Source organism: Agrobacterium sp. P15N1-A (genome assembly GCF_044626815.1).
In the GTDB taxonomy this organism is placed as follows: Bacteria; Pseudomonadota; Alphaproteobacteria; order Rhizobiales; family Rhizobiaceae; genus Agrobacterium; species Agrobacterium leguminum.
The window spans coordinates 813,515-835,027 of sequence record NZ_JBIUPF010000001.1 but is presented as its reverse complement, the minus strand read 5'-3'; the positions used below and the strand labels follow the sequence as shown (position 1 = coordinate 835,027).

Annotated in this window: 26 protein-coding genes; 17 read left to right on the top strand and 9 right to left on the bottom strand. The window is 60.7% G+C overall.

Features of this window, described 5'->3' with window-relative positions:
* Positions 1-11: 11 nt before the first annotated feature.
* Complete coding sequence (locus tag ACIK7D_RS04145; protein WP_059760835.1) at positions 12-461, bottom strand: RT0821/Lpp0805 family surface protein; 450 nt, start codon at positions 459-461, stop codon at positions 12-14.
* 56 nt (positions 462-517) lie between these two features.
* On the opposite strand from ACIK7D_RS04145, the gene pdxH reads away from it, so the two are divergent.
* Complete coding sequence (gene pdxH / locus ACIK7D_RS04140; RefSeq protein ID WP_080817495.1) at positions 518-1,138, top strand: pyridoxamine 5'-phosphate oxidase; 621 nt, start codon at positions 518-520, stop codon at positions 1,136-1,138.
* A 36-nt stretch (positions 1,139-1,174) separates the two neighbouring features.
* Here the strand turns inward: pdxH and ACIK7D_RS04135 are convergent, their stop codons facing one another.
* Complete coding sequence (locus tag ACIK7D_RS04135) at positions 1,175-1,954, bottom strand: sulfite exporter TauE/SafE family protein (RefSeq protein WP_400155688.1); 780 nt, start codon at positions 1,952-1,954, stop codon at positions 1,175-1,177.
* 154 nt (positions 1,955-2,108) lie between these two features.
* Between ACIK7D_RS04135 and ACIK7D_RS04130 the strand changes: the two genes are divergently transcribed.
* Positions 2,109-2,414, top strand: coding sequence for a MazG nucleotide pyrophosphohydrolase domain-containing protein (locus ACIK7D_RS04130; RefSeq protein WP_060722994.1), 306 nt, complete (start codon positions 2,109-2,111; stop codon positions 2,412-2,414).
* Positions 2,415-2,470: 56 nt separating this feature from the next.
* Here ACIK7D_RS04130 and ACIK7D_RS04125 read toward each other — a convergent pair whose 3' ends face one another.
* From ACIK7D_RS04125 to ACIK7D_RS04105, 5 genes are all read right to left on the bottom strand, one after another.
* A complete protein-coding gene (locus ACIK7D_RS04125) occupies positions 2,471-2,848 on the bottom strand; it encodes a hypothetical protein (protein ID WP_400155687.1) in 378 nt (125 codons plus the stop codon).
* Positions 2,849-2,973: 125 nt separating this feature from the next.
* Positions 2,974-3,639 carry an HAD family hydrolase gene (locus ACIK7D_RS04120; protein WP_400155686.1) on the bottom strand — a complete coding sequence of 222 codons (666 nt, stop codon included), beginning with the start codon at positions 3,637-3,639 and terminating at the stop codon, positions 2,974-2,976.
* Between the two features lie 3 nt (positions 3,640-3,642).
* Positions 3,643-4,080: a VOC family protein gene (locus tag ACIK7D_RS04115; RefSeq protein WP_080817493.1), complete on the bottom strand. Its 438-nt coding sequence runs from the start codon at positions 4,078-4,080 to the stop codon at positions 3,643-3,645.
* Between the two features lie 349 nt (positions 4,081-4,429).
* Positions 4,430-5,845 (bottom strand): metalloprotease TldD, encoded by a 1,416-nt coding sequence (gene tldD / locus ACIK7D_RS04110; RefSeq protein ID WP_127756251.1) that lies wholly within the window; start codon positions 5,843-5,845, stop codon positions 4,430-4,432.
* Positions 5,846-5,927: 82 nt separating this feature from the next.
* On the bottom strand, positions 5,928-6,452 hold the full coding sequence (locus ACIK7D_RS04105; protein WP_003521101.1) for an invasion associated locus B family protein: 525 nt from the start codon (positions 6,450-6,452) through the stop codon (positions 5,928-5,930).
* A 443-nt stretch (positions 6,453-6,895) separates the two neighbouring features.
* Between ACIK7D_RS04105 and coxB the strand changes: the two genes are divergently transcribed.
* From coxB to ACIK7D_RS04045, 12 genes are all read left to right on the top strand, one after another.
* Positions 6,896-7,759 (top strand): cytochrome c oxidase subunit II, encoded by an 864-nt coding sequence (gene coxB / locus ACIK7D_RS04100; protein WP_400156012.1) that lies wholly within the window; start codon positions 6,896-6,898, stop codon positions 7,757-7,759.
* A 16-nt stretch (positions 7,760-7,775) separates the two neighbouring features.
* Positions 7,776-9,476 carry a cytochrome c oxidase subunit I gene (ctaD, locus tag ACIK7D_RS04095; RefSeq protein ID WP_003521103.1) on the top strand — a complete coding sequence of 567 codons (1,701 nt, stop codon included), beginning with the start codon at positions 7,776-7,778 and terminating at the stop codon, positions 9,474-9,476.
* 386 nt (positions 9,477-9,862) lie between these two features.
* Complete coding sequence (cyoE, locus tag ACIK7D_RS04090; RefSeq protein WP_003521104.1) at positions 9,863-10,816, top strand: heme o synthase; 954 nt, start codon at positions 9,863-9,865, stop codon at positions 10,814-10,816.
* Positions 10,816-10,947: a hypothetical protein gene (locus ACIK7D_RS04085; RefSeq protein ID WP_003521105.1), complete on the top strand. Its 132-nt coding sequence runs from the start codon at positions 10,816-10,818 to the stop codon at positions 10,945-10,947. The genes cyoE and ACIK7D_RS04085 overlap by 1 nt, the downstream gene beginning before the upstream one ends.
* A gap of 29 nt (positions 10,948-10,976) precedes the next feature.
* On the top strand, positions 10,977-11,594 hold the full coding sequence (locus ACIK7D_RS04080; protein WP_003521106.1) for a cytochrome c oxidase assembly protein: 618 nt from the start codon (positions 10,977-10,979) through the stop codon (positions 11,592-11,594).
* Positions 11,595-11,655: 61 nt separating this feature from the next.
* Entirely contained in the window at positions 11,656-12,531 is an 876-nt protein-coding gene (locus ACIK7D_RS04075) for a cytochrome c oxidase subunit 3 (RefSeq protein ID WP_080817490.1), read from the top strand.
* A 248-nt stretch (positions 12,532-12,779) separates the two neighbouring features.
* Positions 12,780-13,166 carry a DUF983 domain-containing protein gene (locus ACIK7D_RS04070; RefSeq protein ID WP_400155685.1) on the top strand — a complete coding sequence of 129 codons (387 nt, stop codon included), beginning with the start codon at positions 12,780-12,782 and terminating at the stop codon, positions 13,164-13,166.
* 10 nt (positions 13,167-13,176) lie between these two features.
* Positions 13,177-13,911, top strand: coding sequence for an SURF1 family protein (locus ACIK7D_RS04065; protein WP_400156011.1), 735 nt, complete (start codon positions 13,177-13,179; stop codon positions 13,909-13,911).
* 77 nt (positions 13,912-13,988) lie between these two features.
* Entirely contained in the window at positions 13,989-15,035 is a 1,047-nt protein-coding gene (gene ispH / locus ACIK7D_RS04060) for a 4-hydroxy-3-methylbut-2-enyl diphosphate reductase (RefSeq protein WP_003521111.1), read from the top strand.
* A gap of 93 nt (positions 15,036-15,128) precedes the next feature.
* A complete protein-coding gene (locus ACIK7D_RS04055) occupies positions 15,129-16,097 on the top strand; it encodes a homoserine kinase (protein ID WP_400155684.1) in 969 nt (322 codons plus the stop codon).
* Complete coding sequence (gene rnhA, locus ACIK7D_RS04050) at positions 16,094-16,534, top strand: ribonuclease HI (protein WP_065654308.1); 441 nt, start codon at positions 16,094-16,096, stop codon at positions 16,532-16,534. The genes ACIK7D_RS04055 and rnhA overlap by 4 nt, the downstream gene beginning before the upstream one ends.
* Positions 16,535-16,669: 135 nt before the next feature.
* Positions 16,670-16,978 carry a Dabb family protein gene (locus ACIK7D_RS04045; RefSeq protein WP_080817488.1) on the top strand — a complete coding sequence of 103 codons (309 nt, stop codon included), beginning with the start codon at positions 16,670-16,672 and terminating at the stop codon, positions 16,976-16,978.
* A 229-nt stretch (positions 16,979-17,207) separates the two neighbouring features.
* Here ACIK7D_RS04045 and ACIK7D_RS04040 read toward each other — a convergent pair whose 3' ends face one another.
* Together ACIK7D_RS04040 and ACIK7D_RS04035 are read right to left on the bottom strand one after the other, a co-directional pair.
* Complete coding sequence (locus tag ACIK7D_RS04040) at positions 17,208-17,693, bottom strand: peroxiredoxin (RefSeq protein ID WP_003521115.1); 486 nt, start codon at positions 17,691-17,693, stop codon at positions 17,208-17,210.
* 199 nt (positions 17,694-17,892) lie between these two features.
* Entirely contained in the window at positions 17,893-18,741 is an 849-nt protein-coding gene (locus ACIK7D_RS04035; RefSeq protein WP_400155683.1) for a protein-disulfide reductase DsbD domain-containing protein, read from the bottom strand.
* 160 nt (positions 18,742-18,901) lie between these two features.
* Between ACIK7D_RS04035 and ACIK7D_RS04030 the strand changes: the two genes are divergently transcribed.
* The 3 genes from ACIK7D_RS04030 (at position 18,902) to ACIK7D_RS04020 (ending at position 21,346) form a co-directional block, all read left to right on the top strand.
* On the top strand, positions 18,902-19,507 hold the full coding sequence (locus ACIK7D_RS04030) for a YqgE/AlgH family protein (protein WP_003521117.1): 606 nt from the start codon (positions 18,902-18,904) through the stop codon (positions 19,505-19,507).
* Between the two features lie 105 nt (positions 19,508-19,612).
* Positions 19,613-19,804 (top strand): CsbD family protein, encoded by a 192-nt coding sequence (locus ACIK7D_RS04025; protein ID WP_003521119.1) that lies wholly within the window; start codon positions 19,613-19,615, stop codon positions 19,802-19,804.
* Positions 19,805-20,239: 435 nt separating this feature from the next.
* Complete coding sequence (locus ACIK7D_RS04020) at positions 20,240-21,346, top strand: putative zinc-binding metallopeptidase (protein WP_400155682.1); 1,107 nt, start codon at positions 20,240-20,242, stop codon at positions 21,344-21,346.
* The last annotated feature ends 167 nt before the right edge of the window (positions 21,347-21,513 follow it).

The window sequence follows — 21,513 nt, the reverse complement described above, 5'->3', positions numbered from 1 at the left end:
GGGTAAACAGATTATTTCTGCTCGAAGCGGGTCAGCAGCCATTCGCCGGTTTCCGACAGGCAGGCCTGTCCCGAATAGCTCGCAACGCCCTCGAAGGAGTGGCGCGTCGTCCTGAAATCGCGGCAGACGAAGCCGCTTGATTTGTCTTCGTGAATGGCGGTGACGACGCCGGCGCTGCCGGTGGCGGCATTGGCCCAGGGCAGCGGCTGGTCGGCGAGCTTGGCGAGATCGGCCGAGGTTACCGCATTGCGGATCGTCGCATCGTCCGTCTGCGGCGCATTGTTCGGCTGGTTGGGAATGGAGGCCGTGGAAAGCGAGCGGTCGACCTTGTCGCCGCCGAACAGATCGAGGCTGACGCAACCGCTCAGCACCACAAGCATTGACACGACGGCGGAAACTTCCGCTACCGACGAAAGGAGGCTCTTTGTTCGACTGTTCGACTTTGCTATGACGGTCACCATCTTCCACCAGAGATCATCTCTGGGGTCCAAATCAGCTCGGGAGCATTTTAGTCAATATGTCGGAAACGGGGTTAACATCCAGTGACTTCACGGAAGAAAATGAACCGTTCACGCTTTTTGCCGAATGGCTGAAGGATGCGACGGCTTCCGAAATCAACGATCCGAACGCGGTAGCGCTTGCCACCGTGGACGAAAATGGCCTGCCGAATGTGCGCATGGTGCTGCTGAAGGGCGTCGACGATCGCGGCTTTGTTTTCTACACGAATTTCGAAAGCCAGAAGGGCCAGGAGATTCTCGGCCAGAAAAAAGCGGCCATGTGTTTCCACTGGAAAAGCCTGCGGCGACAGGTGCGCCTGCGCGGCGAGGTGGAGATCGTCAGCGACGAGGAGGCGGATGTCTATTATGCCTCGCGCCCGCGCGGCAGCCGCATCGGCGCCTGGGCTTCCAAGCAGTCTCGTCCGCTGGAAGGCCGTTTCGCGCTGGAAAAGGCCGTGGCGGAATATACCGCCAGATATGCCATCGGCGATATTCCGCGCCCGTCCTACTGGTCCGGTTTCCGCATCCGACCGCTCAGCATCGAATTCTGGCACGACCGCAAGTTCCGCCTGCATGACCGCATCGAATTCCGCCGCGAGACGCCTGACGGTGCATGGTCCAAGGTCCGCATGTATCCGTAAGGGCGGTCAGGGCAGGGTAGGCCATTTACGGCCTGCCTATTTCAGCAGCGAATCGAACAGCGGCAGGCCGATGACGGCGGAGATGGCGATCAGCCCATAGCAGATGCGCCGGAACGCCGCCTCGTCGGCAAGCCCGTGCAGTCGCGCGCCGGCATAAAGCCCGGCCCCGTAAAAGGGCAGGGCGAGCAGGAAAAAGACGAAGACATCGGCGGTGAACAGGCCGCTGACAAAATAGCTGCCGGTGGAGATCACGGTCGAGATCGTGAAATATAAGATGACATTGGCGCGCACGAACGCGCCTTTGAGGGCGCCGCCGAGCCAATAGGCGACGACCGGCGGACCGCCCAGTTGCGCAGCCCCCGAAAACAGCCCGGCCAGAAATCCGGTAAAGAGGGTCAGCGGCGTCTTCGGCCGGCCGCTGTAACGCCAGCCGGAAAGCAGAAACAACAGCAGCACCACGACCACGGCGGAGATGATCCAGCGCAGCGTCAGCGGATCGCCGTTGGAAAGCAGCATGGTTCCAAGCGGCACGCCGACAAAGGCGCCGGCCGCCATGATGAAGACTTCGCGCCGGTCCGCCATGCGCCATGCGGGCGGTATCATGCCGAGCGTCAGCACGGCGTCCACCACCAGCAGCACTGCCGAGGCGACACGCGGTCCGACGATGGCGCTTGCGAGCGGGATGAAGATGAGCGCCGCGCCGAAACCGGAAAAGCCGCGGGCAAGGCCGGCGAGAAAGGCGGCGCCCGCAAACATGGCGAGCAGCGTCGGACTATGCGCGGTGATGAGGGACGAGAAAAAATCGAGGTGGGACATGGGCGATGGCACGGTTGTTCGAATATCTTTTCTCTATCCCGCTTGCATGTACCTGTCGCGGAAATTTCAGTTCATGGCTGCGTGACGCCCTGACGGGTCGACGCCGCCAGAGAATCATGATTAGAGTTGTAGCGCATGAACAAAGGATGAACAAATGTTTGCTGACATGATGCCTCGGTTTGAAGAGGCCTCGCAAAAATATGCCGCTGAAAACGGAATATTCCGCGACCCGGACTGGTACATGCTGAAGCTTCAGGAAGAGGTTGGCGAGGTCACACAGGCCTGGAATCGGCTGACAGGACGGGGGCGCATTAAGGGCAGGAGCAAAGAGGAGATGAAGCGGGATCTGGCCGACGAAACCGCCGATCTGCTCGGCCATGTGCTGTTGCTGGCCCATTATAACGGTCTCGATATTGAAGGAGCGATCGAGCGTAAGTGGCGTTTCAGGCCGGGGGCGTGACGATGCGCCGAACGGCGGCTTGATCCTTGCGGTATCGCGCCTCTAGTGGGGTGCGACTAGGAGAACGCGATGATAAAGAACAGGATCGCAAGAGCCGCAGCCACAGGCGTCATCACCAGCCGCTCCGGGCGGCTTTTCGACATTGCGTTCAATCCAGCGCTCGACGCGAGATAACAGGCGATAATCCAGATGCCGGGTTCGATCCAGCCGGATGGCCAGATGTGGGCATAGCCCGTCTTTTGCAGCGGAAAGGACGCAAAAAAGGTATAAATGAGTGGAGCCGCCGCGCTGGCAATTCTTTGCCGGACCGGCAACACCCGGTGCGCGCCGCCCCAGGCGAGGCGTCCGAAAGGTGCGCCGGCTGCAAGCGCAATCTGGAATACGGACAGAAGCAGCAGTATCAGCGTCGCGAGCGACACGGCAAAAGGCGGCATGATCACCCCAGTTATGGATAAGCCGACAAAGGCGCTCCACCAATAGCGGCGTTCGAGCCGGCATGTGCTTTATCATGACGCCAAATGGCTAAGGACATGTGACGGCTGCCCGCTCGTCCTCTCGCTCAGGCCCGCGCCTTTTGCAGAAGGCCGGCCACCGCGTGAAGGTCGCTTGCAACGGCAATGCACTTCTCCCGCATTTCCTCGGTCGGCGGCGCCACGTCAGGCACCATGATCGTCATCATGCCCGCCGATGTCGCAGAGCGTACGCCCGAATAGGAATCCTCCAGCGCAAGGCAGCGGCCCGGATCGAGGGAAAGCCGTCGGGCTGCGGTGAGATAAGGCATGGGTGCGGGTTTCGGTTCGGTATAGTCGCCGCGTGCGACGATGGTGTCGAAACGTCTGAGAAGGCCGTGGGGGCCAAGATGGCGCGTCACCGAATCGTGCCGCGACGAGGTGGCGATGGCGCGGCGGATATCGAGCCGGTCGAGCAGATCGAGAATGTCGATGACGCCCGGCTTCAGCGCCACGCCCTCCGCCATCATCACGCCAAGATGCCGAAGCCAGGCGTCGCGGAAGCTGTCGATGGGAAAATCCGCACCATAATCGGCAAAGATGGTGCCGGTGATGACGTCCCACGGGCTGCCACAGACCTTCTGATAGGTCTCAACCTTCATTCCGTGGCCGCCTTCATCCGAGGCAGCCAGAAATGAATCGCGATAGAGCCTCTCGCTCTCGATCAGCAATCCGTCCATGTCGAAAACCACGGCCTGCGGAAGAAAAGGCAGCATGACTTAACCGAACCGGAAGGGGCGTTCGCCCAGACTCTCGAACGGGCGGATCAGATAACCGTCCGGATCGGCGACGATGAATTGCCGGTTGCCCACTTCGACCGTGCCGCGCCTGTACCATTTTTCCTCCAGCGGCATGACGAGGTCGATGGAGGATCGCTCCAGCCGGGAAAGAATGGGTTGCAGGGAGGGAACGGCGAGCTGCAGGTTCATGCCGCGGCCGAGCGGAAATTCGAGCGCGGCATTGCCCGTCACGAATGTCCGGGTCGCGCCGATCTGGTCGATCATCAGCTGGGCATCCCCCAGCGCCAGATAGGTGAAACCCTCCTCGGGGCGCTCATAGACCACATGAAAACCGATCAGGTCGCAATAAAAGGCGCGGCTTTTCTGCCAGTCGCTGACGGCAAGTTCAGGAACGAGGGCATTTCGTAATATGGTCATGGTCTCCTTTGCCGCGCAGGCCCGGGGTGGGAGGAGGGCCTGCCATGAGGGGTGATCTTACCGCCTTCCCGGCCGCATGCCAGAGGAAACCTCATCATGGCAGCCATGTGTGAGGCTGCGGGCTGACAGGATGGCGACAGGCTCAGTGCGGTTGCGACTCTTTCTGCCGTCATTCCGGCCTTGAGCCGGAATCCAGCCAGCCCAAGTCCTTGGGCTGAAAAGAGTCGTCCCGCCGCGCCGACGCGCGTCGACTGGATTCCGGCTCAAGGCCGGAATGACGGACCGGGGATAGGGTGCCACGTCGTTTTGTCCGTTATCGGCTCAACTGCAATCACCCGAAAACCACCGCCTACGCCTTCGTGCCGCCGACGGTGATCTGGTCCATGCGCAGATGCGGCTGGCCGACGCCGACCGGCACCCATTGTCCAGCCTTGCCGCAATTGCCGATGCCGGTATCGAGCTTGGAATCGTTGCCGATCATCGAGACGCGCTTCATCGCATCCGGCCCGTTGCCGATCAGCATCGCGCCCTTTACCGGCGCGCCGATCCTGCCGTTTTCGATGAGGTAGGCCTCGGTGCAGCCGAACACGAATTTGCCGGAGGTGATATCCACCTGGCCGCCGCCGAAGGAGACGGCATAGATGCCCTTCTTCACGGAAGCGATGATCTCTTCCGGCGTCTTGTCGCCTGATAGCATGTAGGTATTGGTCATGCGCGGCATCGGCACATAGGCGTAGCCCTGCCGGCGGCCGTTGCCGGTGGGCTTGGCGCCCATCAGCCGGGCGTTCTGCCGGTCCTGCATGTAACCGACCAGCCTGCCGTTCTCGATCAGCACGTTATAGCCGGAAGGCGTACCTTCATCGTCGATCGTCAGCGAGCCGCGGCGGCTGTCGATGGTGCCGTCATCCACCACGGTCACGCCGGGGGCGGCGACCATTTCGCCCATCAGGCCGGCGAAGGCCGAGGTTTTCTTGCGGTTGAAATCGCCTTCCAGACCGTGGCCCACCGCCTCGTGCAGCATGACGCCCGGCCAGCCGGAGCCGAGCACCACATCCATGGTGCCGGCCGGCGCATCGATGGCGGTGAGGTTGACGAGCGCCTGGCGCAGCGCTTCATCCGCACCGCGCTGCCAGTTTTCCGTGGTGATGAAATCGCTGAAACCGACGCGGCCGCCAATGCCGTAGGAGCCGCTTTCCTGCCGGTCGCCTTCGCCCGCCACGACGGAAACATTGATGCGGGTCATCGGCCGGATATCGCTGACGCGATGGCCGTCGGCCCGCAGGATGTCCACCACCTGCCAGCTTGCGGAAATGGTCGCCGTCACCTGCCGGACCTTGTCGTCCTTGTCACGCAGATAGGCGTCGATATCGGTGAGGAGCTTCACCTTCTCCTCGAAGCTCGGGCTGCCGATAGGGTTCTCGTCACCATAGAGCTTCTTGTTGGTGCGCTGCGGTGCGGCGGCATAGGAGCCGGAATAACCCTTGGTCACCGCGCCCACTGCATCGGAAGCGCGTTTCAGCGCGCCCTGCGACAGCTCGCCCGCATGGGCATAGCCCACCGTTTCTCCGGCGACGGCGCGCAGGCCGAAACCCTGATCGGTGTTGAAGGAACCGCCCTTCAGCCGGCCATTATCGAAAGTCAGCGATTCGGCCTGGGCATGTTCGATGAAAAGCTCGCCATCGTCAGCGCCGGCGAGCGCCTCGCCGACGAGCTTGCGCAATTGCGTTTCGTCGCAATCGAAGAGTTTTACAAGATCGTCGGTCATGGGAGGCTCCAGTCATTATCGTTCAATGACCGATTTAGGCACTGGAGCGGACAGACGCAAGGCTGTCCGGCAATGGCAGGCTTTAAGGAAGCGCGTCGTAGCCCTCGGCGAAGCCGGAAAGCTCGATCGGAATACCCACGCGATCCTGATCCACGGCTTCGCGCAGCGCGAAAACCGCATTCTTGCCGGCGCGCAGAACCTTCAGCAGCTCGTCGTCGATATCCACTTCCACATAGCAGCCTTCGGAGAAGCAGCGGGTGAAATAGGCGCGGCCGATATTATTATTGTCGATATAAAGCTCCATGCCATCCTTCAAAAGCACGCCGAGCGGCGCGAGGATGCGCAGGATGCGCGACTTGCGGTCGGCCGTCTTCAGCACCACCACCGAAAGCCCCACTTCCGGGCGGTCATCGGCGATCACGTTCTGCATCAGGGCGCATTGTTCTTCGGAGGCGCCCGCCGGCTTGTCGCAGATGACAGACCATGCGCCATGCGTCGACTTCGGCGTGCCGGGCGGCTGCTGTTGCGCCAGCGCCGCAGCGGCGGGAGCGATGATGGCAAGACCGGCGGCGGCAAGAAAAGTGCGCGCGAGCGGGGAAAGACGCATGGATACCTCTGGGATTCGAATCAGTGCGGCTATTTTGACGCCATAATCCGGAAAAAAAAGCCTCGGGCCTTCAATTCCAGCGGAGTTGGGCGGAAATAGGACCTGTCTTCCGGTATGGGCGTCTGATTTGCCCGGCGCGACATTCATTATCCGGCGATGAAACTGGCGGCAAAACCGGCTGTGAGAAGGGGCTTTGTCGCATTTGGGCTGTTTGAAACCGCGTTCGGCCGGTCCGGTGAGGCGTGGGGTGAGAGAAAGTCGCCGTGGATTGACCAATGGCAAAATTGGGGCGCATCCGTGTCCCGACGCATATTGCGGCAGAGGACAAACTGTGGTTTGAAGTTAGTACCATAAGCATGGATTCTGCGTCTGTGATTGATCTAGATCAGACGCGTGAGGGAGAGGGTACCGTGACGAATAGGATTTACGCAGCACTGGCGGGGATGACCTGTCTGCTCACGGCTGTCGGCGCCCACGCCGATCAGCCGGTGCATTGGCAAATGGGCATGCAGGAGGCCGCCACGCCGATCATGCACGAAATACGCTGGTTTGAACAATATACGCTTTGGTTCATTGTTCCGGTCACGCTTTTCGTTCTTGCGCTGCTCATCGTCGTCGCCCTGAAATTCCGCGCCGCGAAAAATCCGGTGGCTTCCAAGACCAGCCATAACACGGCGATCGAGGTGGTCTGGACGCTGGCGCCGGTTCTCATTCTCCTGTTCCTTGCTTTCCCGTCGTTCAATCTCTTGAACGCGCAGCTGACGCAGCCGGAAAACCCCGACGTGACGCTGAAGGCGACCGCCACGCAATGGCTGTGGAGCTATGAATATACGGCCGCCGAAGGCGCCGAGCCGCTCTCCTTCGACAGCTACATGCTGAAGGACCAGGATCGTGCCGCCGCGGGCAAGGAAGACAGGGCCCGTTATCCGCGTCTTCTGGCGGTAGACAATGAAATGGTGGTTCCGGTCGGCAAGACCGTTCGCCTGCTCGTCACCGCCGCGCCGACGGATGTGATCCATTCCTTCGCCATGCCGGCTTTCGGCGTCAAGATCGACGCCGTTCCCGGCCGCCTGAACGAAACCTGGTTCAAGGCGGAAAAAGAGGGCCTTTATTACGGTCAGTGTTCCGAGCTTTGCGGCAAGGACCATGCCTTCATGCCGATCGCCATTCGGGTGGTTTCCGAACAGCAGTACAACACCTGGCTCACCGCCGCCGCCTCTGACCTGAGCGGCGCGAACCGGGCGCTGATGGCCTCTGTCGATGGCGCTCCGCGCACCGTCGACGTTGCCGCCAACGAAACCAACTGACTCTGGAGTGAGGACAATGGCTGGACCTTCCGCACACGACGATCATCACTCGCATGGTCATTCCGCACATGACGATCACTCGCATGATGCGCATCATTCCCATACGCCGGGCTTCTTCGCCCGCTGGTTCCTGTCGACCAACCACAAGGACATCGGCACGCTCTACCTGATCTTCGCGATCATCGCCGGCATCGTCGGCGGCGGGCTTTCCGTCGTCATGCGCATGGAGCTTCAGGAGCCGGGCATCCAGATATTCCACGGTCTGGCGTCCATGGTCTACGGCTTCGAGGGTGACGCCGCCATCGATGGCGGCAAGCACATGTTCAACGTGTTCACCACCGCGCACGCGCTGATCATGATCTTCTTCATGGTCATGCCGGCGCTGATCGGCGGTTTCGCCAACTGGATGATCCCGATCATGATCGGCGCTCCGGACATGGCTTTCCCGCGCCTGAACAACATCTCCTTCTGGCTGATCGTTCCGGCTTTCATCCTTCTCATTCTCTCGCTCTTCGTCGAGGGCCCTGCGGGCGCCTACGGTGTCGGTGGCGGCTGGACCATGTATCCGCCTCTATCGACCAGCGGCATGCCGGGACCGGCGGTGGATCTGGCGATCTTCGCGCTGCACGTTTCGGGCGCATCGTCGATCCTCGGTGCGATCAACTTCATCACCACCATCCTCAACATGCGCGCCCCGGGCATGACGCTGCACAAGATGCCGCTCTTCGCCTGGTCGGTCCTCGTCACCGCGTTCCTGCTGCTGCTTTCGCTGCCGGTTCTGGCGGGTGGCATCACCATGCTTCTGACCGACCGCAACTTCGGCACGGCATTCTTCTCGCCGGAAGGCGGCGGTGACCCGATCCTTTACCAGCACCTGTTCTGGTTCTTCGGCCATCCGGAAGTCTACATCCTGATCCTGCCCGGTTTCGGCATCATCAGCCACATCGTCTCCACCTTCTCCAAGAAGCCGGTCTTCGGTTACCTCGGCATGGCCTATGCCATGGTCGCCATCGGCGCCGTCGGCTTCATCGTCTGGGCCCACCACATGTACACGGTTGGCCTGTCGCTCGAAGCGCAGCGTTATTTCGTCTTCGCCACCATGGTCATCGCGGTGCCGACGGGTATCAAGATATTCTCGTGGATCGCGACTATGTGGGGCGGTTCGCTGACCTTCTCGACTCCGATGGTCTGGGCGATCGGCTTCATATTCCTGTTCACGGTCGGCGGCGTCACCGGCGTCCAGCTCGCCAATGCCGGTCTCGACCGTTCGCTGCACGACACCTATTACGTGGTGGCGCACTTCCACTACGTTCTGTCGCTCGGCGCTGTCTTCGCGATCTTTGCCGGCTGGTACTACTGGTTCCCGAAGATCACCGGCTACATGTACAGCGAGTTCCTCGGCAAGCTGCATTTCTGGGTCATGTTCGTGGGCGTGAACCTCGTGTTCTTCCCGCAGCACTTCCTCGGTCTTGCCGGCATGCCGCGCCGCTATATCGATTATCCCGATGCCTATGCCGGCTGGAACATGGTATCCTCCTACGGTTCCTACATCTCGGCTGTCGGCGTGCTGATCTTCCTCTTCTGCGTCTGGGAAGCCTTCGCAAAGAAGCGGATCGCCGGCAACAATCCCTGGGGTGAAGGTGCGACGACGCTCGAATGGCAGCTGTCTTCGCCGCCGCCCTACCACCAGTGGGAACAGCTGCCGCGCATTCGCTGATGCGCGGGCCGGAAGGCGCGGGCGGGGCTCGCAAATTCCGGGCGCTGAAAATGAGGGACGGCGCGGTTCGGTCCGTGCCGTTTCCCGAACGGGCAGTCTCTCCTGCCGCGTGACATTTTGTCCAAGCGATGCCTGCCGTCCGACGTGATACATGCCCCGGACGTGATAAATGCCAAATCTGGCCTTTATGAAATGCAAGCGCAGACGAATGGCGGCAGGGTGCGGCGAAAAGCCGGAAAATGGCATCGGTTTTGCCCGGCGCCGCTCATGCCAGGACGTTCGGGACCCATGAATTGACGCATCGCGCATGCCGGAAATCACATTCGTTTTCGGGCCGGTGCAGGGGACGTCGCTTCACGCGGCGTTCGAAGGAAACAGGACAGGAAATGAGCATTATCGACAATCGCGACATGCTGGGCGTGAAGGGCTCCGAACTTTCGGAAGCCGGCGCGCGCGATTATTTCGAATTGCTGAAGCCGCGCGTCATGTCGCTCGTCGTCTTCACGGCCTTTGCGGGTCTCGTGCTGGCGCCGGGTGAAATCAACCCGGTGCTCGGCATCATCGCCATTCTCTGCATCGCCGTCGGCGCCGGCGCGTCCGGTGCGCTCAACATGTGGTACGATGCCGATATCGACGCCGTGATGAGCCGGACCGCCCGGAGGCCGATCCCGTCCGGCCGTATCGCGCCGCGCGAGGCGCTGGCCTTCGGGCTGACGCTGTCGGCCTTTTCGGTGGTCATTCTCGGCCTTGCGGTCAACTGGTTCTCGGCCGGCCTGCTCGCCTTCACCATCTTCTTTTACGCCGTCATCTATACGATGTGGCTGAAACGCTCGACGCCGCAGAACATCGTCATCGGCGGTGCGGCCGGCGCTTTCCCGCCCATGCTCGGCTGGGCCTGCGTCACCGGCGGCGTTTCGCTGGACAGCATCATCCTGTTCCTCATCATCTTCCTGTGGACACCGGCGCATTTCTGGGCGCTGGCTCTGTTCAAGATGCGCGATTACGGCGCCGTCGGCATTCCAATGATGCCGAACGTGGTCGGCGAACGCTCCACCAAGAACCAGATGATCGTTTATGCGGTGCTGACCGCAGCTGCGGCCGTCGCACCTTATTTCACCGGCCTTGCGAGCGCCGGCTACGGCATTTTCGCAGCCGTTCTGAGCGCGATCTTCGTCTACTGTTCGCTCGATGTCCGGCGGATGCCTGAGGGCGACGAGAAGATGCTGCCGGCCAAGAAGATGTTCGCCTATTCGGTGCTTTACCTTTTTGCGATTTTCTCCGGCCTTCTGGCCGATCATTTCGCGCCGGCCCTGAAGGCCGTCATGTCGGGAGTCCTGTGATGGAAACGGTGGAACTGAGCGCGGCGCAGAAAAAATCGAGACGCGGGCGCAACATCGCGCTCGGCGTCCTGCTCGCCGGCCTGGTGGTGCTGTTCTACATCATCACCATCATCAAGATCGGCTCGCACTGACGCGCTGATTGAGGGGAGAGGAGGAGGAGATGGCGAATATGGAAGCGCAGACGGCAGGGACCGGCAGGCAGCGGGTGAGCAATCGCTCCATCCTCGTGCTTTGTCTGGTGTTTTTCTGCGCCATGATCGGCATGGCCTATGCCGCCGTGCCGCTTTATACGCTGTTCTGCCGCGTCACCGGCTATAACGGCACCACCCAGCGCGTCGAGCAATATTCCGACGTCATCCTCGACAAGACCATTAACGTCACCTTCGACGCCAATACGTCGAACGGCCTCAACTGGGATTTCCAGCCGGTCGACAAAAAGGTCACGCCGAAGATCGGCGAAACGGTGCAGGTGACGTTCAAGGCGACGAACCGTTCACCCGTGGCGACCACGGGCACGGCGGTCTTCAACGTCACGCCGATGGAAGCGGGCGCCTATTTCAACAAGGTGGAGTGCTTCTGCTTCACCGAAACGACGCTGCAGCCGGGTGAAACGCTGGAGATGCCGGTGGTGTTCTTCGTCGATCCAGACATCGCCACGGCGCGCGAAACCAAGAGCATTCATACTTTAACGCTGTCCTATACGTTTTATCCGGCCAAAACCGAAAAACCGGTTGCGTCCTTGCCGGTAAAGACTTCATCTGGCGAAAGCAAATTGTGAGAGGAGATCTGGCCTTTTATCTAAGGCCGGATCAGGGAAGAGACATTCGGGGATTGTCGCAATGGCAGATACGCATCAAAAGAACCACGACTACCACATCATCGATCCAAGCCCCTGGCCGCTTCTGGCCTCGATCGGCGCCTTCATCCTGACCTTCGGCGGCGTCTGTTACATGCGTTACCTGTCGGGCGGCTCCTTCAAGCTGTTCGGCGCGGAACTGGCCAATCCCTGGCTGTTCTATATCGGCCTCGTCATCGTGCTTTACACCATGTACGCATGGTGGTCCGACACGATCAAGGAAGCCCATGAGGGCAACCACACCCGCGTCGTCTCGCTTCACCTGCGTTACGGCATGATCATGTTCATCGCCTCGGAAGTGATGTTCTTCGTGGCGTGGTTCTGGGCCTATTTCGATGCCAGCCTCTTCCCGCACGAGGCCATTCAGGCGTCGCGCCTCGAATATACCGGCGGCCAATGGCCGCCCAAGGGCATCGAGGTGATCGATCCCTGGCACCTGCCGCTCTACAACACCGTCATCCTGCTTCTGTCGGGCACCTGTGTTACCTGGGCGCACCATGCTCTGCTGCACAATGACCGCAAGGGCCTGATCACCGGTCTGTTGCTCACTGTCGCGCTCGGCGTCCTGTTCTCCACCGTGCAGGTTTACGAATACATGCACGCGCCGTTCGACTTCAAGAATTCGATCTACGGCGCGACCTTCTTCATGGCCACCGGCTTCCACGGTTTCCACGTCTTCGTCGGCACGGTCTTCCTGCTGGTGTGCCTGTTCCGCGCCATTGGCGGCGGTTTCACGCCCCAGCAGCATTTCGGTTTCGAAGCGGCTGCCTGGTACTGGCACTTCGTTGACGTCGTCTGGCTGTTCCTGTTCTTCGCCATCTATATCTGGGGTGGCTGGGGTGCGCCGCTGCACGGCTGATTGCACCGATAATGGAGGGGTGGCAAGTCGCCGCCCTGATGTCCAGGGCGAGCTTCCCGCACACCCGGCGCCATTCCCGGGCTCGACCCGGGAATCCAGATCGGTAGTGTGCAAATCCTCGGGTCAAGCCCGGGGATGACGGAGGAGGGAGATTAGGCCTCCGTCGACACTTCACGGGCAGCGGTTGCTGCCCTCGTGCCTGAACCCTCTCCAACAGGGCGGTTTGCAGGCGGAAGCGGGAGGTCGTCATGTCTGAACCATCAAACGGCAATTTCGCGCCGGTCGATCCCATCAAGGTGGGCTTGAAAGGCTGCTGCCCGCGCTGCGGCAACGGACGGCTGTTCGACGGCTTTCTGACCATAAAACCCGCCTGCAGCGCCTGCGGACTGGATTATGGTTTTGCCGATGCGGGCGATGGCCCGGCGGTTTTCGTCATGCTGATCGTCGGTTTTCTGGTCGTCGGGCTGGCGCTCTGGTTCGATCAGCGTTTTGCGCCGCCGGTCTGGGTGCATGTCATGCTGTGGTTGCCGTTTACGGTGATTGTCTCCCTCGTGCTGCTGCGCAAGCTGAAAGGGATCATGATTGCGCTGCAATACCGCAACAATGCAAGCGAAGGCAGGTTTGATCGTGAATGACGTTTCCCACATGAAGGCGGCGGAAAGGCGGGTCTGGTTCGCCGCGCCGCTGGTGCTGCTGGCGCTTGCCATTCTTCTTGGGCTCGGCACCTGGCAGGTGAAGCGTCTCTACTGGAAAGAGGCGCTGATTGCCGATATCGAGGAGCGGCGGAGCGCGAGCCCGGCGCCGCTCTCCGACATAGAGGCAATCGCGAAAAGCGGCGGCGATATCGAATACCGAACGGTCAGCCTTTCCGGCACCTTCGATCATGCCCGCGAGCGGCATTTCTTCGCCACCCATCAGGGGAAAACCGGCTATTACATCTATACGCCGCTGACACTCGCCGATGGCCGCATTCTCTTCGTCAATCGCGGCTTCGTGCCCTTCGAAATGAAGGAACCGGCCAAACGGCTCGACGGGCAGGTTGCCGGTGCGGTGACGATCACCGGGCTTTCGCGCGCGCCGCTGGTTGCAAAACCGTCCTCGCTGCTGCCTGATAACGATATCGCCAAGAACATCTTCTACTGGAAGGATCTGGCGGCCATGGCCTCCAGCGCCGATATCCCGCCCGACCGGCTGGTCCACCTCTTCGTGGATGCTGACAACGCGCCTAACCCGGGCGGCTGGCCGCAGGGTGGCGTGACGTTGATAGATTTGCCCAACAATCACCTGCAATATGCGATAACGTGGTATGGGTTGGCGGCGGCCCTTGTCATCGTCGCCGGTTTTGCCTATTTCCGGAACGGTAAGGCGCAGGGTGAATAAAGCGCAGCCCGTCCGGTAAGGCAGCTTGTCGGGCAAGGCCATGAAGCACGGCCCAAGCAGCAGGCCAAGGAGCTGGAATGAACATCGCCGTTTCCAAACCCCCTTTGACGATAAGGCTGTGCGGACCGCGCGGCTTTTGCGCGGGCGTGGACCGGGCGATCCAGATCGTCGTGCTGGCGCTGAAGGCCTATGGCGCACCCGTCTATGTCCGCCACGAAATCGTGCATAACCGTTATGTGGTGGAAGGGCTGGAAGCCAAGGGCGCAGTTTTTGTCGAGGAACTGCATGAAATTCCGGCCGAGCACCGCGAGCAGCCGGTGGTTTTCTCGGCCCACGGCGTGCCGAAATCCGTGCCGGAGGATGCGCAGGCGCGCAATCTGTTTTATCTCGATGCCACCTGCCCGCTGGTCTCCAAGGTCCACAAGCAGGCCATGCGCCACCAGCGCCTCGGCCGCCATGTGGTGCTGATCGGCCATGCCGGCCACCCCGAGGTCATCGGCACCATGGGCCAGCTTCCGGAAGGAACGGTCTCGCTCATTGAGACGGTGGAAGATGCCGGCCGTTATGAACCGGCGGACCGGGAAAATCTCGGCTTCGTCACCCAGACGACACTTTCGGTCGATGACACGGCCGGCGTCATCGCCAGGCTGCAGGAACGGTTCCCGGCCATTCAGGCGCCCGCCGCCGACAGCATCTGTTACGCAACCACAAACCGTCAGGATGCGGTGAAGCAGGCGGCCCCCGGCTGCGACCTCTTCATCGTCGTTGGCGCGCCCAATTCCTCCAATTCCAAGCGGCTTGTGGAAGTGGCGCTGCGGGCCGGTGCACAGCGTTCCGTGCTGGTGCAGCGGGCCTCGGAAATCGACTGGAATGAAATCGGCGATATCCGCACCGTCGGCCTTTCGGCCGGCGCATCCGCACCGGAGGTCATCGTCGATGAGATCATCGAGGCCTTCAAGGCGCGTTTCGATACGACGCTCGATCTCGCCGTGACAGTCGAGGAAACGGAACATTTCCTCGTCAATCGAGAGCTGCGCAGCATCGAGCTGACGACGGACGACATGGCTTTCGTGAACGGCAATGCCAATGATGCGCTGCCGCCGAAAACCGCCGCCGGTATCTGAAAGCGGGATGGCGCTGAATGCGGGCGGTTTCCGTCCCACCTGCGTCATCTCCACCCGAGATTTCCACTCCATCCTTCATCAAGAGATTTGAAATTGGCAGTTTATACGGACATCACCGAAGATGATCTGAGGAATTTCCTCACGCAATATGACGTCGGCAGCCTCACCTCCTATAAGGGCATTGCCGAAGGCGTCGAAAACTCCAATTTCCTGCTGCATACCACCAAGGACCCGCTGATTCTCACGCTTTATGAAAAGCGCGTGGAGAAAAACGATCTGCCCTTCTTTCTCGGCCTCATGCAGCATCTGGCCGCCAAGGGTCTGTCCTGCCCCCTGCCGCTGCCGCGCAAGGATGGCGAGTTGCTGGGAGAGCTATCGGGCCGGCCGGCGGCGCTCATTTCCTTTCTCGAGGGCATGTGGCTGAGAAAGCCGGAAGCGAAACATTGCCGCGAAGTCGGCAAGGCGCTGGCCGCCATGCATCTGGCCGGCGAGGGGTTCGAGATCAAGCGGCCGAACGCGCTTTCCGTCGAAGGCTGGAAGGTGCTTTGGGACAAGTCCGAAGCGCGCGCCGACGAGGTGGAGAAGGGCCTGAAAGACGAGATTCGCCCGGAGATCGATTATCTCGCCGCCCATTGGCCGAAAAATCTTCCGGCCGGCGTCATCCATGCTGATCTGTTCCAGGACAATGTGTTCTTCCTCGGCGATGAACTGTCCGGTCTGATCGATTTTTATTTCGCCTGCAACGACCTGCTCGCTTATGACGTGTCGATCTGCCTCAATGCCTGGTGCTTCGAAAAGGATGGCGCTTACAACGTCACCAAGGGCAAGGCGCTGCTGGAGGGTTACCAGTCGGTGCGCCCGCTGAGCGAAGCGGAGCTGGAGGCGCTGCCGCTTCTGGCGCGCGGTTCGGCGTTGCGTTTCTTCCTCACCCGCCTTTATGACTGGCTGACGACGCCGGAAGGCGCGCTGGTGGTGAAGAAAGACCCGCTGGAATATCTGCGCAAGCTGCGGTTCCACCGTTCCATCGCCACTGTCGCCGAATATGGGCTGGCGGGCGAATGAAACATGTCGATATTTTCACCGATGGCGCCTGCTCCGGCAATCCCGGTCCGGGCGGCTGGGGCGCCGTGCTGCGTTACGGCGAGGTGGAGAAGGAACTCTTGGGCGGCGAGGCCGAGACCACCAATAACCGCATGGAGTTGATGGCGGCGATCTCGGCGCTCAATGCGCTGAAAAGCCCCTGCGAGGTCGATCTTTATACCGACAGCGCCTATGTGAAGGACGGCATCACCAAGTGGATTTTCGGCTGGAAAAAGAAGGGCTGGAAAACCGCCGATAACAAGCCGGTCAAGAATGTTGAACTATGGCAGGCGCTGGAAGCGGCGCAGCAACGCCATAAGGTTACCCTGCACTGGGTCAAGGGCCATGCCGGCCACCCGGAAAACGAACGCGCCGACGAGTTGGCGCGAAAGGGCATGGAGCCCTTCAAACGGCGGTAATGGAAGCCTGCTCTATTTCGGGCCGGGCAAATCCGCGCCGGCGACCCCGTTATCGGGGGTTGTGAAAACCGAAACCCGACCTATCTTGTCGTCAAGGGGCGCTCCGGTAGCGCCCAACGGAGGAGAGAAATCCGGATGATCCTGCATTGTGTATTTCTACGCTTCAAGGCTGCAACGGCCTCTTCTGAAAAACACGCAATATTCGAGGCGATTGCCGCCCTGAAGGATGCGATACCCGGCATCATCGATGTGAAATACGGCCAGAATGTCTCACCCGAAGGGCTGAATGGCGGTTTTGTCGATGGTTTCATCGTGACGCTGGAAAGCCCGGAAGCCCGCGACGACTATCTCGCCCATCCCAGGCACATGGAAGTGGGGGAACGTCTCGTGTCGCTCACCGATGGCGGTCTGGCCGGGCTTCTGGTGTTCGATATGAATGTTTGAGAGGAGGGCGGCGGGGCCGCCCTTTATTCTGCACTGTGAATGCCTATAGCAGAATCGTGTCACGAAAGGTCGCCGTCACCCCGGACTTGGTCCGGGGTCCAGTGCGATCAAGTCTTTGATCGCGAAAGACTCTTCCCACGGCGCAGACGCGCCGTGGCTGGATGCCGGATCAAGTCCGGCATGACGGGAAGCAGGAGCCTTTACATGCAACGAGGGACCAGGCTCGCCCTCAAAGCTGCTCGATCATCGCCGCAGCGGCAGAGACCGTCGCCTGGCCGGGGTTCTCTTCCACGTTGAGCGACTTCACAACGCCGTCTTCCACCAGCATCGAATAACGCTTGGAGCGCACGCCGAGGCCGCCGGCGGAAAGATCGGCGTCGAGGCCGAGCGCCTTGGTGAAAGCGGCGTCCCAGTCGGCGAGGAAGTGGATTTTGCCCTGACCGCCGGAGGATTGCGCCCATGCGCCCATCACGTGCCAGTCGTTGACGGCGACAACGGCGATATCGTCAACGCCCTTGGAAAGAATGGTGTCGCGGTTTTCGAGATAACCCGGCAGGTGATTCAGCGAGCAGGTGGGGGTGAAAGCGCCGGGAACGGCGAAGAGAACCACCTTCTTGCCGCCGAAAAGCGCGTCCGTGGTGGTTTCCACCGGGCCGTCGGCCGTCTTTTCCTTGAAGGTTGCGGAAGGCAGTTTTTCGCCGATCTTGATGGTCATGTCCGTGCTCCTGTAGCCGTTCGGTTCGCGCGACTATAGAGTTTGGCAGGGAAAAGTGGAACCCGGTTTTCCCGGGAAGACAAACGAAAACAAGGTGTCCGCATCCTCTCAGATTCAGAATGAACCTGACAGGATCCGGAGTACGGAAATGAAATCTGTCATGCGGTTTTCGAGCTAATTTCCAGCGCTGAAACGCTGCTCAGGGCTTCGGGAAATTCAGCATCGTTTCCATGGCCCGGTCGCCGGATTTGACCAGGATAGGCCAGCTATTGCCCTGCACCTGATAGGTTTTCGGCAGGCCCTTGATGTTCATGTAGAAGGAAAGCTTGCGCTTGTCGCGCACCAGGTTCTGCGGCTCGTAATAGGCAAAGCCCGAGGGACCGGCGATGAAGATTTCGGTCTCCTTCGGCGCGTTTTCCGGAAGCTGCAATTGCACGCCGAGCATGGTCTTGTCGGGTGTGATGTGGAAATCGATCACCTTGAAATCGTCGGATGCCGCCTCGGGCAGCGTTTCGCGCGCCTCCTCCAGCAATCGCCGTTCCTCGCGGTCGTCATCGCCCGCATTGCCGCGCTCGATTGAAAACTTCGCCTCGAAGGGAATGCAGATATTCTGGCACACGCCGATAAAGGCGGTGAGATCGATCTTCCCGCTTGCCGCCGGGTCGGCGGCTTTCAGCTGAAACGGAAGGCTGACGGCGTGGTCATAGCCGATATCGGTGATGTCGCCGTTTTCAATCAGCTTCGGAACCGGATAGGCCATGGTGGTGAGCGCCGCGCCGCTTGCCGGATCGGGCGTGATCTGCGGCGGTATCCCTGCTTCGCCCGGTTCGCGCCAATAGGTGATCCAGCCGTCCTTCGGCTCGATCTGCAGCACGCCGCGCACCACGCCGTCGGCATCCATGGCAAGGCTCGCCACGCGCATCTGGCCGCCTTCGCTTCTCGCCCAGTCGGTAATCTCGGCCCGGGCGGCTTCAGCACCGCCAAGTAGGGCGGCAAATGCCGCTGCAAAACGGAAATGTGAAAATCGAAAGAATATTCTGGCGCTCATGCTTTCCGTCTAACCCAACATCGCCCGGCGGACCAGTTACGAATTCGTGCGGTTCATCATTTTCGGTTGATTGATCGGGCGCGATGCCGCATCCTGTCCTTTGTCGAAGTGCGAACGCCGTTTCCGTTAAACGACGGAATGCGGTCTGCTGGAGGCGCCGGTGAGCTTTTCAACCCTGATGGACAAACGCGAACGTGGCTTTCTCGATGGTCAGTTCCTCATCGCGATGCCGGGGCTGGACGACGGCAATTTTGCCCGTTCGGTGATCTATATCTGCGCCCATTCGGATGCCGGCGCCATGGGCTTCATCATCAACCGCCCGCAGCAGATCACCTTCACCGATATTCTGCTGCACCTGAAACTGGTGGACAGCAACGACGCCATCATGCTGCCCAACCGCACCCGCGAATTTCCGATCCAGTGCGGCGGCCCGGTGGAATCCGGCCGGGGTTTCGTGCTGCATTCGGATGATTATCTAAGCGAATCCAGCATTCCGGTCAGCGATGACATTTCGCTGACGGCAACGCTCGATATCGTTCGCGCCATCTCCAACGGCCGCGGCCCGCAAAGGGCGACGATGATGCTCGGTTATGCCGGCTGGGGTCCGGGCCAGCTGGAAAACGAGATCGCCAATAATGGCTGGCTGAATTGCCCCGCTGCGGAAGAGCTGATTTTCGACCGCGGGCTGGACAATAAATACGAGCGGGCGCTGGCGCTCATGGGCGTCGATGCGCGCATGCTCTCCACCGATGCCGGGCACGCCTGAGCCCTGCATATTCCCGCCCGTTTTGGCTGGAACCAAATCCTGACCCCTGACGTTACTCACCCGGAAAGCCGGACAGACAGTACGGCTCAACGAGGGAGTAGTATTATGGGTAGCACATCTGACAAGATCGCCGGTAAAGCCAATGAAGTTGCTGGCAAAGTGAAGAAGAACGTCGGCGAAGCGACGGGCAATAATGAATTGCGCGCCAAGGGTGCTGCCCAGGAAGCCAAGGGCAAGGTACAGACCAGCGTTGGCAAGGCGAAAGACGCCGTCAAGGGCGCCGTCGACCGCATGTAATCTCGCCTGACGGTCTCGCGCCTCTTTCGATGCGGCGCTTCGGAGCGCATGTGTTGGCCGCACATGCGCTCCTGTCGTCTGGGATGTTCCGAAGGCGGCCGCCTGTTACGCCCTTCATAGTGGCCACCGCAGGCGACCGTTGCCAATCATTGGTGCTCCTGCGCTCCGGGCTTACCCCCCTCTGCCCTGCCGGGCATCTCCCCCTCAAGGGGGGAGATCGACCTGAGGCGAGGTCTCGCCCATCTCAATGCTTGAGAATGGAGTGGTGGAAGAGCGTCTTGCTGATCTCCCCCCTTGAGGGGGAGATGCCCGGCAGGGCAGAGGGGGGGTAAGCCCGGAGCGCATGAGCGTCAATGATTTTCAGCTGTCGTCTACGGTGCATGTTGGCATCGTATGTTTCCTCCATCCACCCGATCCATCGCAAGGGTTTCATCGATGAAGCTTTTTTCCTGCGCATCCTGCGGCCAGCCGGTCCATTTCGACAATCGTTTCTGCGTTTCCTGCGGTCATCGTCTGGCCTTCGTGCCGGAGCGGCTTTCGATGGAGGCGCTGGCGCCTGCGGGTGAGCCGAACTGGCAGATCGTCGCGGACCCGCAAAAACAGGTGCGGTTTTGTGCCAATGAAGTGAACGATATCTGCAACTGGTCAGTGCCGGCGCAAAGCGACAGCGCCTTCTGCCCGGCCTGCAGCCACAACCGTCTGGTGCCGGATATCGCGACGGATGAGGGTATCGCCCAATGGCGTCGCATCAGCCAGGCGCAGCGGCATCTGTTTTATTCGATCCTGCGGCTCGGCCTGCCGCATCCCAATCGCGATGCCGATCCCGCCGGTGGGCTGGTCTTCGATTTTCTGGTGGACGAGGTGGCGCCTGACGGTTCCGTCATTCCCGCCATGACCGGTCACGATGAGGGCCTGATCGCCATCCGCGCCGCGGAAGCCGACGATGCCACCCGCGAGCAGGTTCGCGCCAACATGAACGAGCCGTACCGCACCATGCTCGGCCATTTCCGCCACGAGGTGGGTCACTTCATCTGGAACAAGCTGGTGCGGGATGAGAACCGCCTGCAGGCCTGCCGCGCCGTCTTCGGCGACGACAGCGAGGATTATGGCGCCGCGTTGCAACGCAATTACGAAGAGGGACCGCGTCCCGACTGGCAGGAAAGCTTCATAAGCTCTTACGCCTCAGTCCACCCCTGGGAAGATTTCGCCGAATGTTTCGCCCATTACCTGCATATCGTCGATACGCTGGAGACCGCCCGCGCCTTCGGCGTGGCCATCGATCCGGACGGACATGAGGAAATGGCGGCCGAGGTGACGTTTGATCCTTACAAAGCCCGCAGCGCCGCGCAGCTGGTCAAGGCGTGGATTCCCCTCAGTGTCGCCATCAATTCCATCCAGCGCAGCATGGGGGAGGCGGACCTCTATCCCTTCGTGCTGACGCCGCCGGTGGTGGCGAAGATGGAGTTCATTCATGACCTGCTGCATGGGAAGGTGGCGGCGGATCAGTCGCCGATGGCCGAGCAGAATGCGGTAGTGCAGTGAATGTGCGGCAGGCGGAGTGTCCTGATCAGAGGAAGCGCGGTTTTCTTCTCCCGTCATACCGGCCTTGAGCCGGTATCCAGCCAGCCCAAGTCCTTGGGCTGAAGGGAGCCTTTCCGCCGGGCAGACGCCCGTTGACTGGATTCCGGCTCAAGGCGGGAATGACGGAA

Excerpts from the sequence above, each read along its gene's own strand:
- ACIK7D_RS04145 (WP_059760835.1), bottom strand. The coding sequence starts at position 461 with ATGGTGACCGTCATAGCAAAGTCGAACAGTCGAACAAAGAGCCTCCTT.
- pdxH (WP_080817495.1), top strand. The coding sequence starts at position 518 with ATGTCGGAAACGGGGTTAACATCCAGTGACTTCACGGAAGAAAATGAA.
- ACIK7D_RS04135 (WP_400155688.1), bottom strand. The coding sequence starts at position 1,954 with ATGTCCCACCTCGATTTTTTCTCGTCCCTCATCACCGCGCATAGTCCG.
- ACIK7D_RS04130 (WP_060722994.1), top strand. The coding sequence starts at position 2,109 with ATGTTTGCTGACATGATGCCTCGGTTTGAAGAGGCCTCGCAAAAATAT.
- ACIK7D_RS04125 (WP_400155687.1), bottom strand. The coding sequence starts at position 2,848 with ATGCCGCCTTTTGCCGTGTCGCTCGCGACGCTGATACTGCTGCTTCTG.
- ACIK7D_RS04120 (WP_400155686.1), bottom strand. The coding sequence starts at position 3,639 with ATGCTGCCTTTTCTTCCGCAGGCCGTGGTTTTCGACATGGACGGATTG.
- ACIK7D_RS04115 (WP_080817493.1), bottom strand. The coding sequence starts at position 4,080 with ATGACCATATTACGAAATGCCCTCGTTCCTGAACTTGCCGTCAGCGAC.
- tldD (WP_127756251.1), bottom strand. The coding sequence starts at position 5,845 with ATGACCGACGATCTTGTAAAACTCTTCGATTGCGACGAAACGCAATTG.
- ACIK7D_RS04105 (WP_003521101.1), bottom strand. The coding sequence starts at position 6,452 with ATGCGTCTTTCCCCGCTCGCGCGCACTTTTCTTGCCGCCGCCGGTCTT.
- coxB (WP_400156012.1), top strand. The coding sequence starts at position 6,896 with ATGACCTGTCTGCTCACGGCTGTCGGCGCCCACGCCGATCAGCCGGTG.
- ctaD (WP_003521103.1), top strand. The coding sequence starts at position 7,776 with ATGGCTGGACCTTCCGCACACGACGATCATCACTCGCATGGTCATTCC.
- cyoE (WP_003521104.1), top strand. The coding sequence starts at position 9,863 with ATGAGCATTATCGACAATCGCGACATGCTGGGCGTGAAGGGCTCCGAA.
- ACIK7D_RS04085 (WP_003521105.1), top strand. The coding sequence starts at position 10,816 with ATGGAAACGGTGGAACTGAGCGCGGCGCAGAAAAAATCGAGACGCGGG.
- ACIK7D_RS04080 (WP_003521106.1), top strand. The coding sequence starts at position 10,977 with ATGGCGAATATGGAAGCGCAGACGGCAGGGACCGGCAGGCAGCGGGTG.
- ACIK7D_RS04075 (WP_080817490.1), top strand. The coding sequence starts at position 11,656 with ATGGCAGATACGCATCAAAAGAACCACGACTACCACATCATCGATCCA.
- ACIK7D_RS04070 (WP_400155685.1), top strand. The coding sequence starts at position 12,780 with ATGTCTGAACCATCAAACGGCAATTTCGCGCCGGTCGATCCCATCAAG.
- ACIK7D_RS04065 (WP_400156011.1), top strand. The coding sequence starts at position 13,177 with ATGAAGGCGGCGGAAAGGCGGGTCTGGTTCGCCGCGCCGCTGGTGCTG.
- ispH (WP_003521111.1), top strand. The coding sequence starts at position 13,989 with ATGAACATCGCCGTTTCCAAACCCCCTTTGACGATAAGGCTGTGCGGA.
- rnhA (WP_065654308.1), top strand. The coding sequence starts at position 16,094 with ATGAAACATGTCGATATTTTCACCGATGGCGCCTGCTCCGGCAATCCC.
- ACIK7D_RS04045 (WP_080817488.1), top strand. The coding sequence starts at position 16,670 with ATGATCCTGCATTGTGTATTTCTACGCTTCAAGGCTGCAACGGCCTCT.
- ACIK7D_RS04040 (WP_003521115.1), bottom strand. The coding sequence starts at position 17,693 with ATGACCATCAAGATCGGCGAAAAACTGCCTTCCGCAACCTTCAAGGAA.
- ACIK7D_RS04035 (WP_400155683.1), bottom strand. The coding sequence starts at position 18,741 with ATGAGCGCCAGAATATTCTTTCGATTTTCACATTTCCGTTTTGCAGCG.
- ACIK7D_RS04025 (WP_003521119.1), top strand. The coding sequence starts at position 19,613 with ATGGGTAGCACATCTGACAAGATCGCCGGTAAAGCCAATGAAGTTGCT.
- ACIK7D_RS04020 (WP_400155682.1), top strand. The coding sequence starts at position 20,240 with ATGAAGCTTTTTTCCTGCGCATCCTGCGGCCAGCCGGTCCATTTCGAC.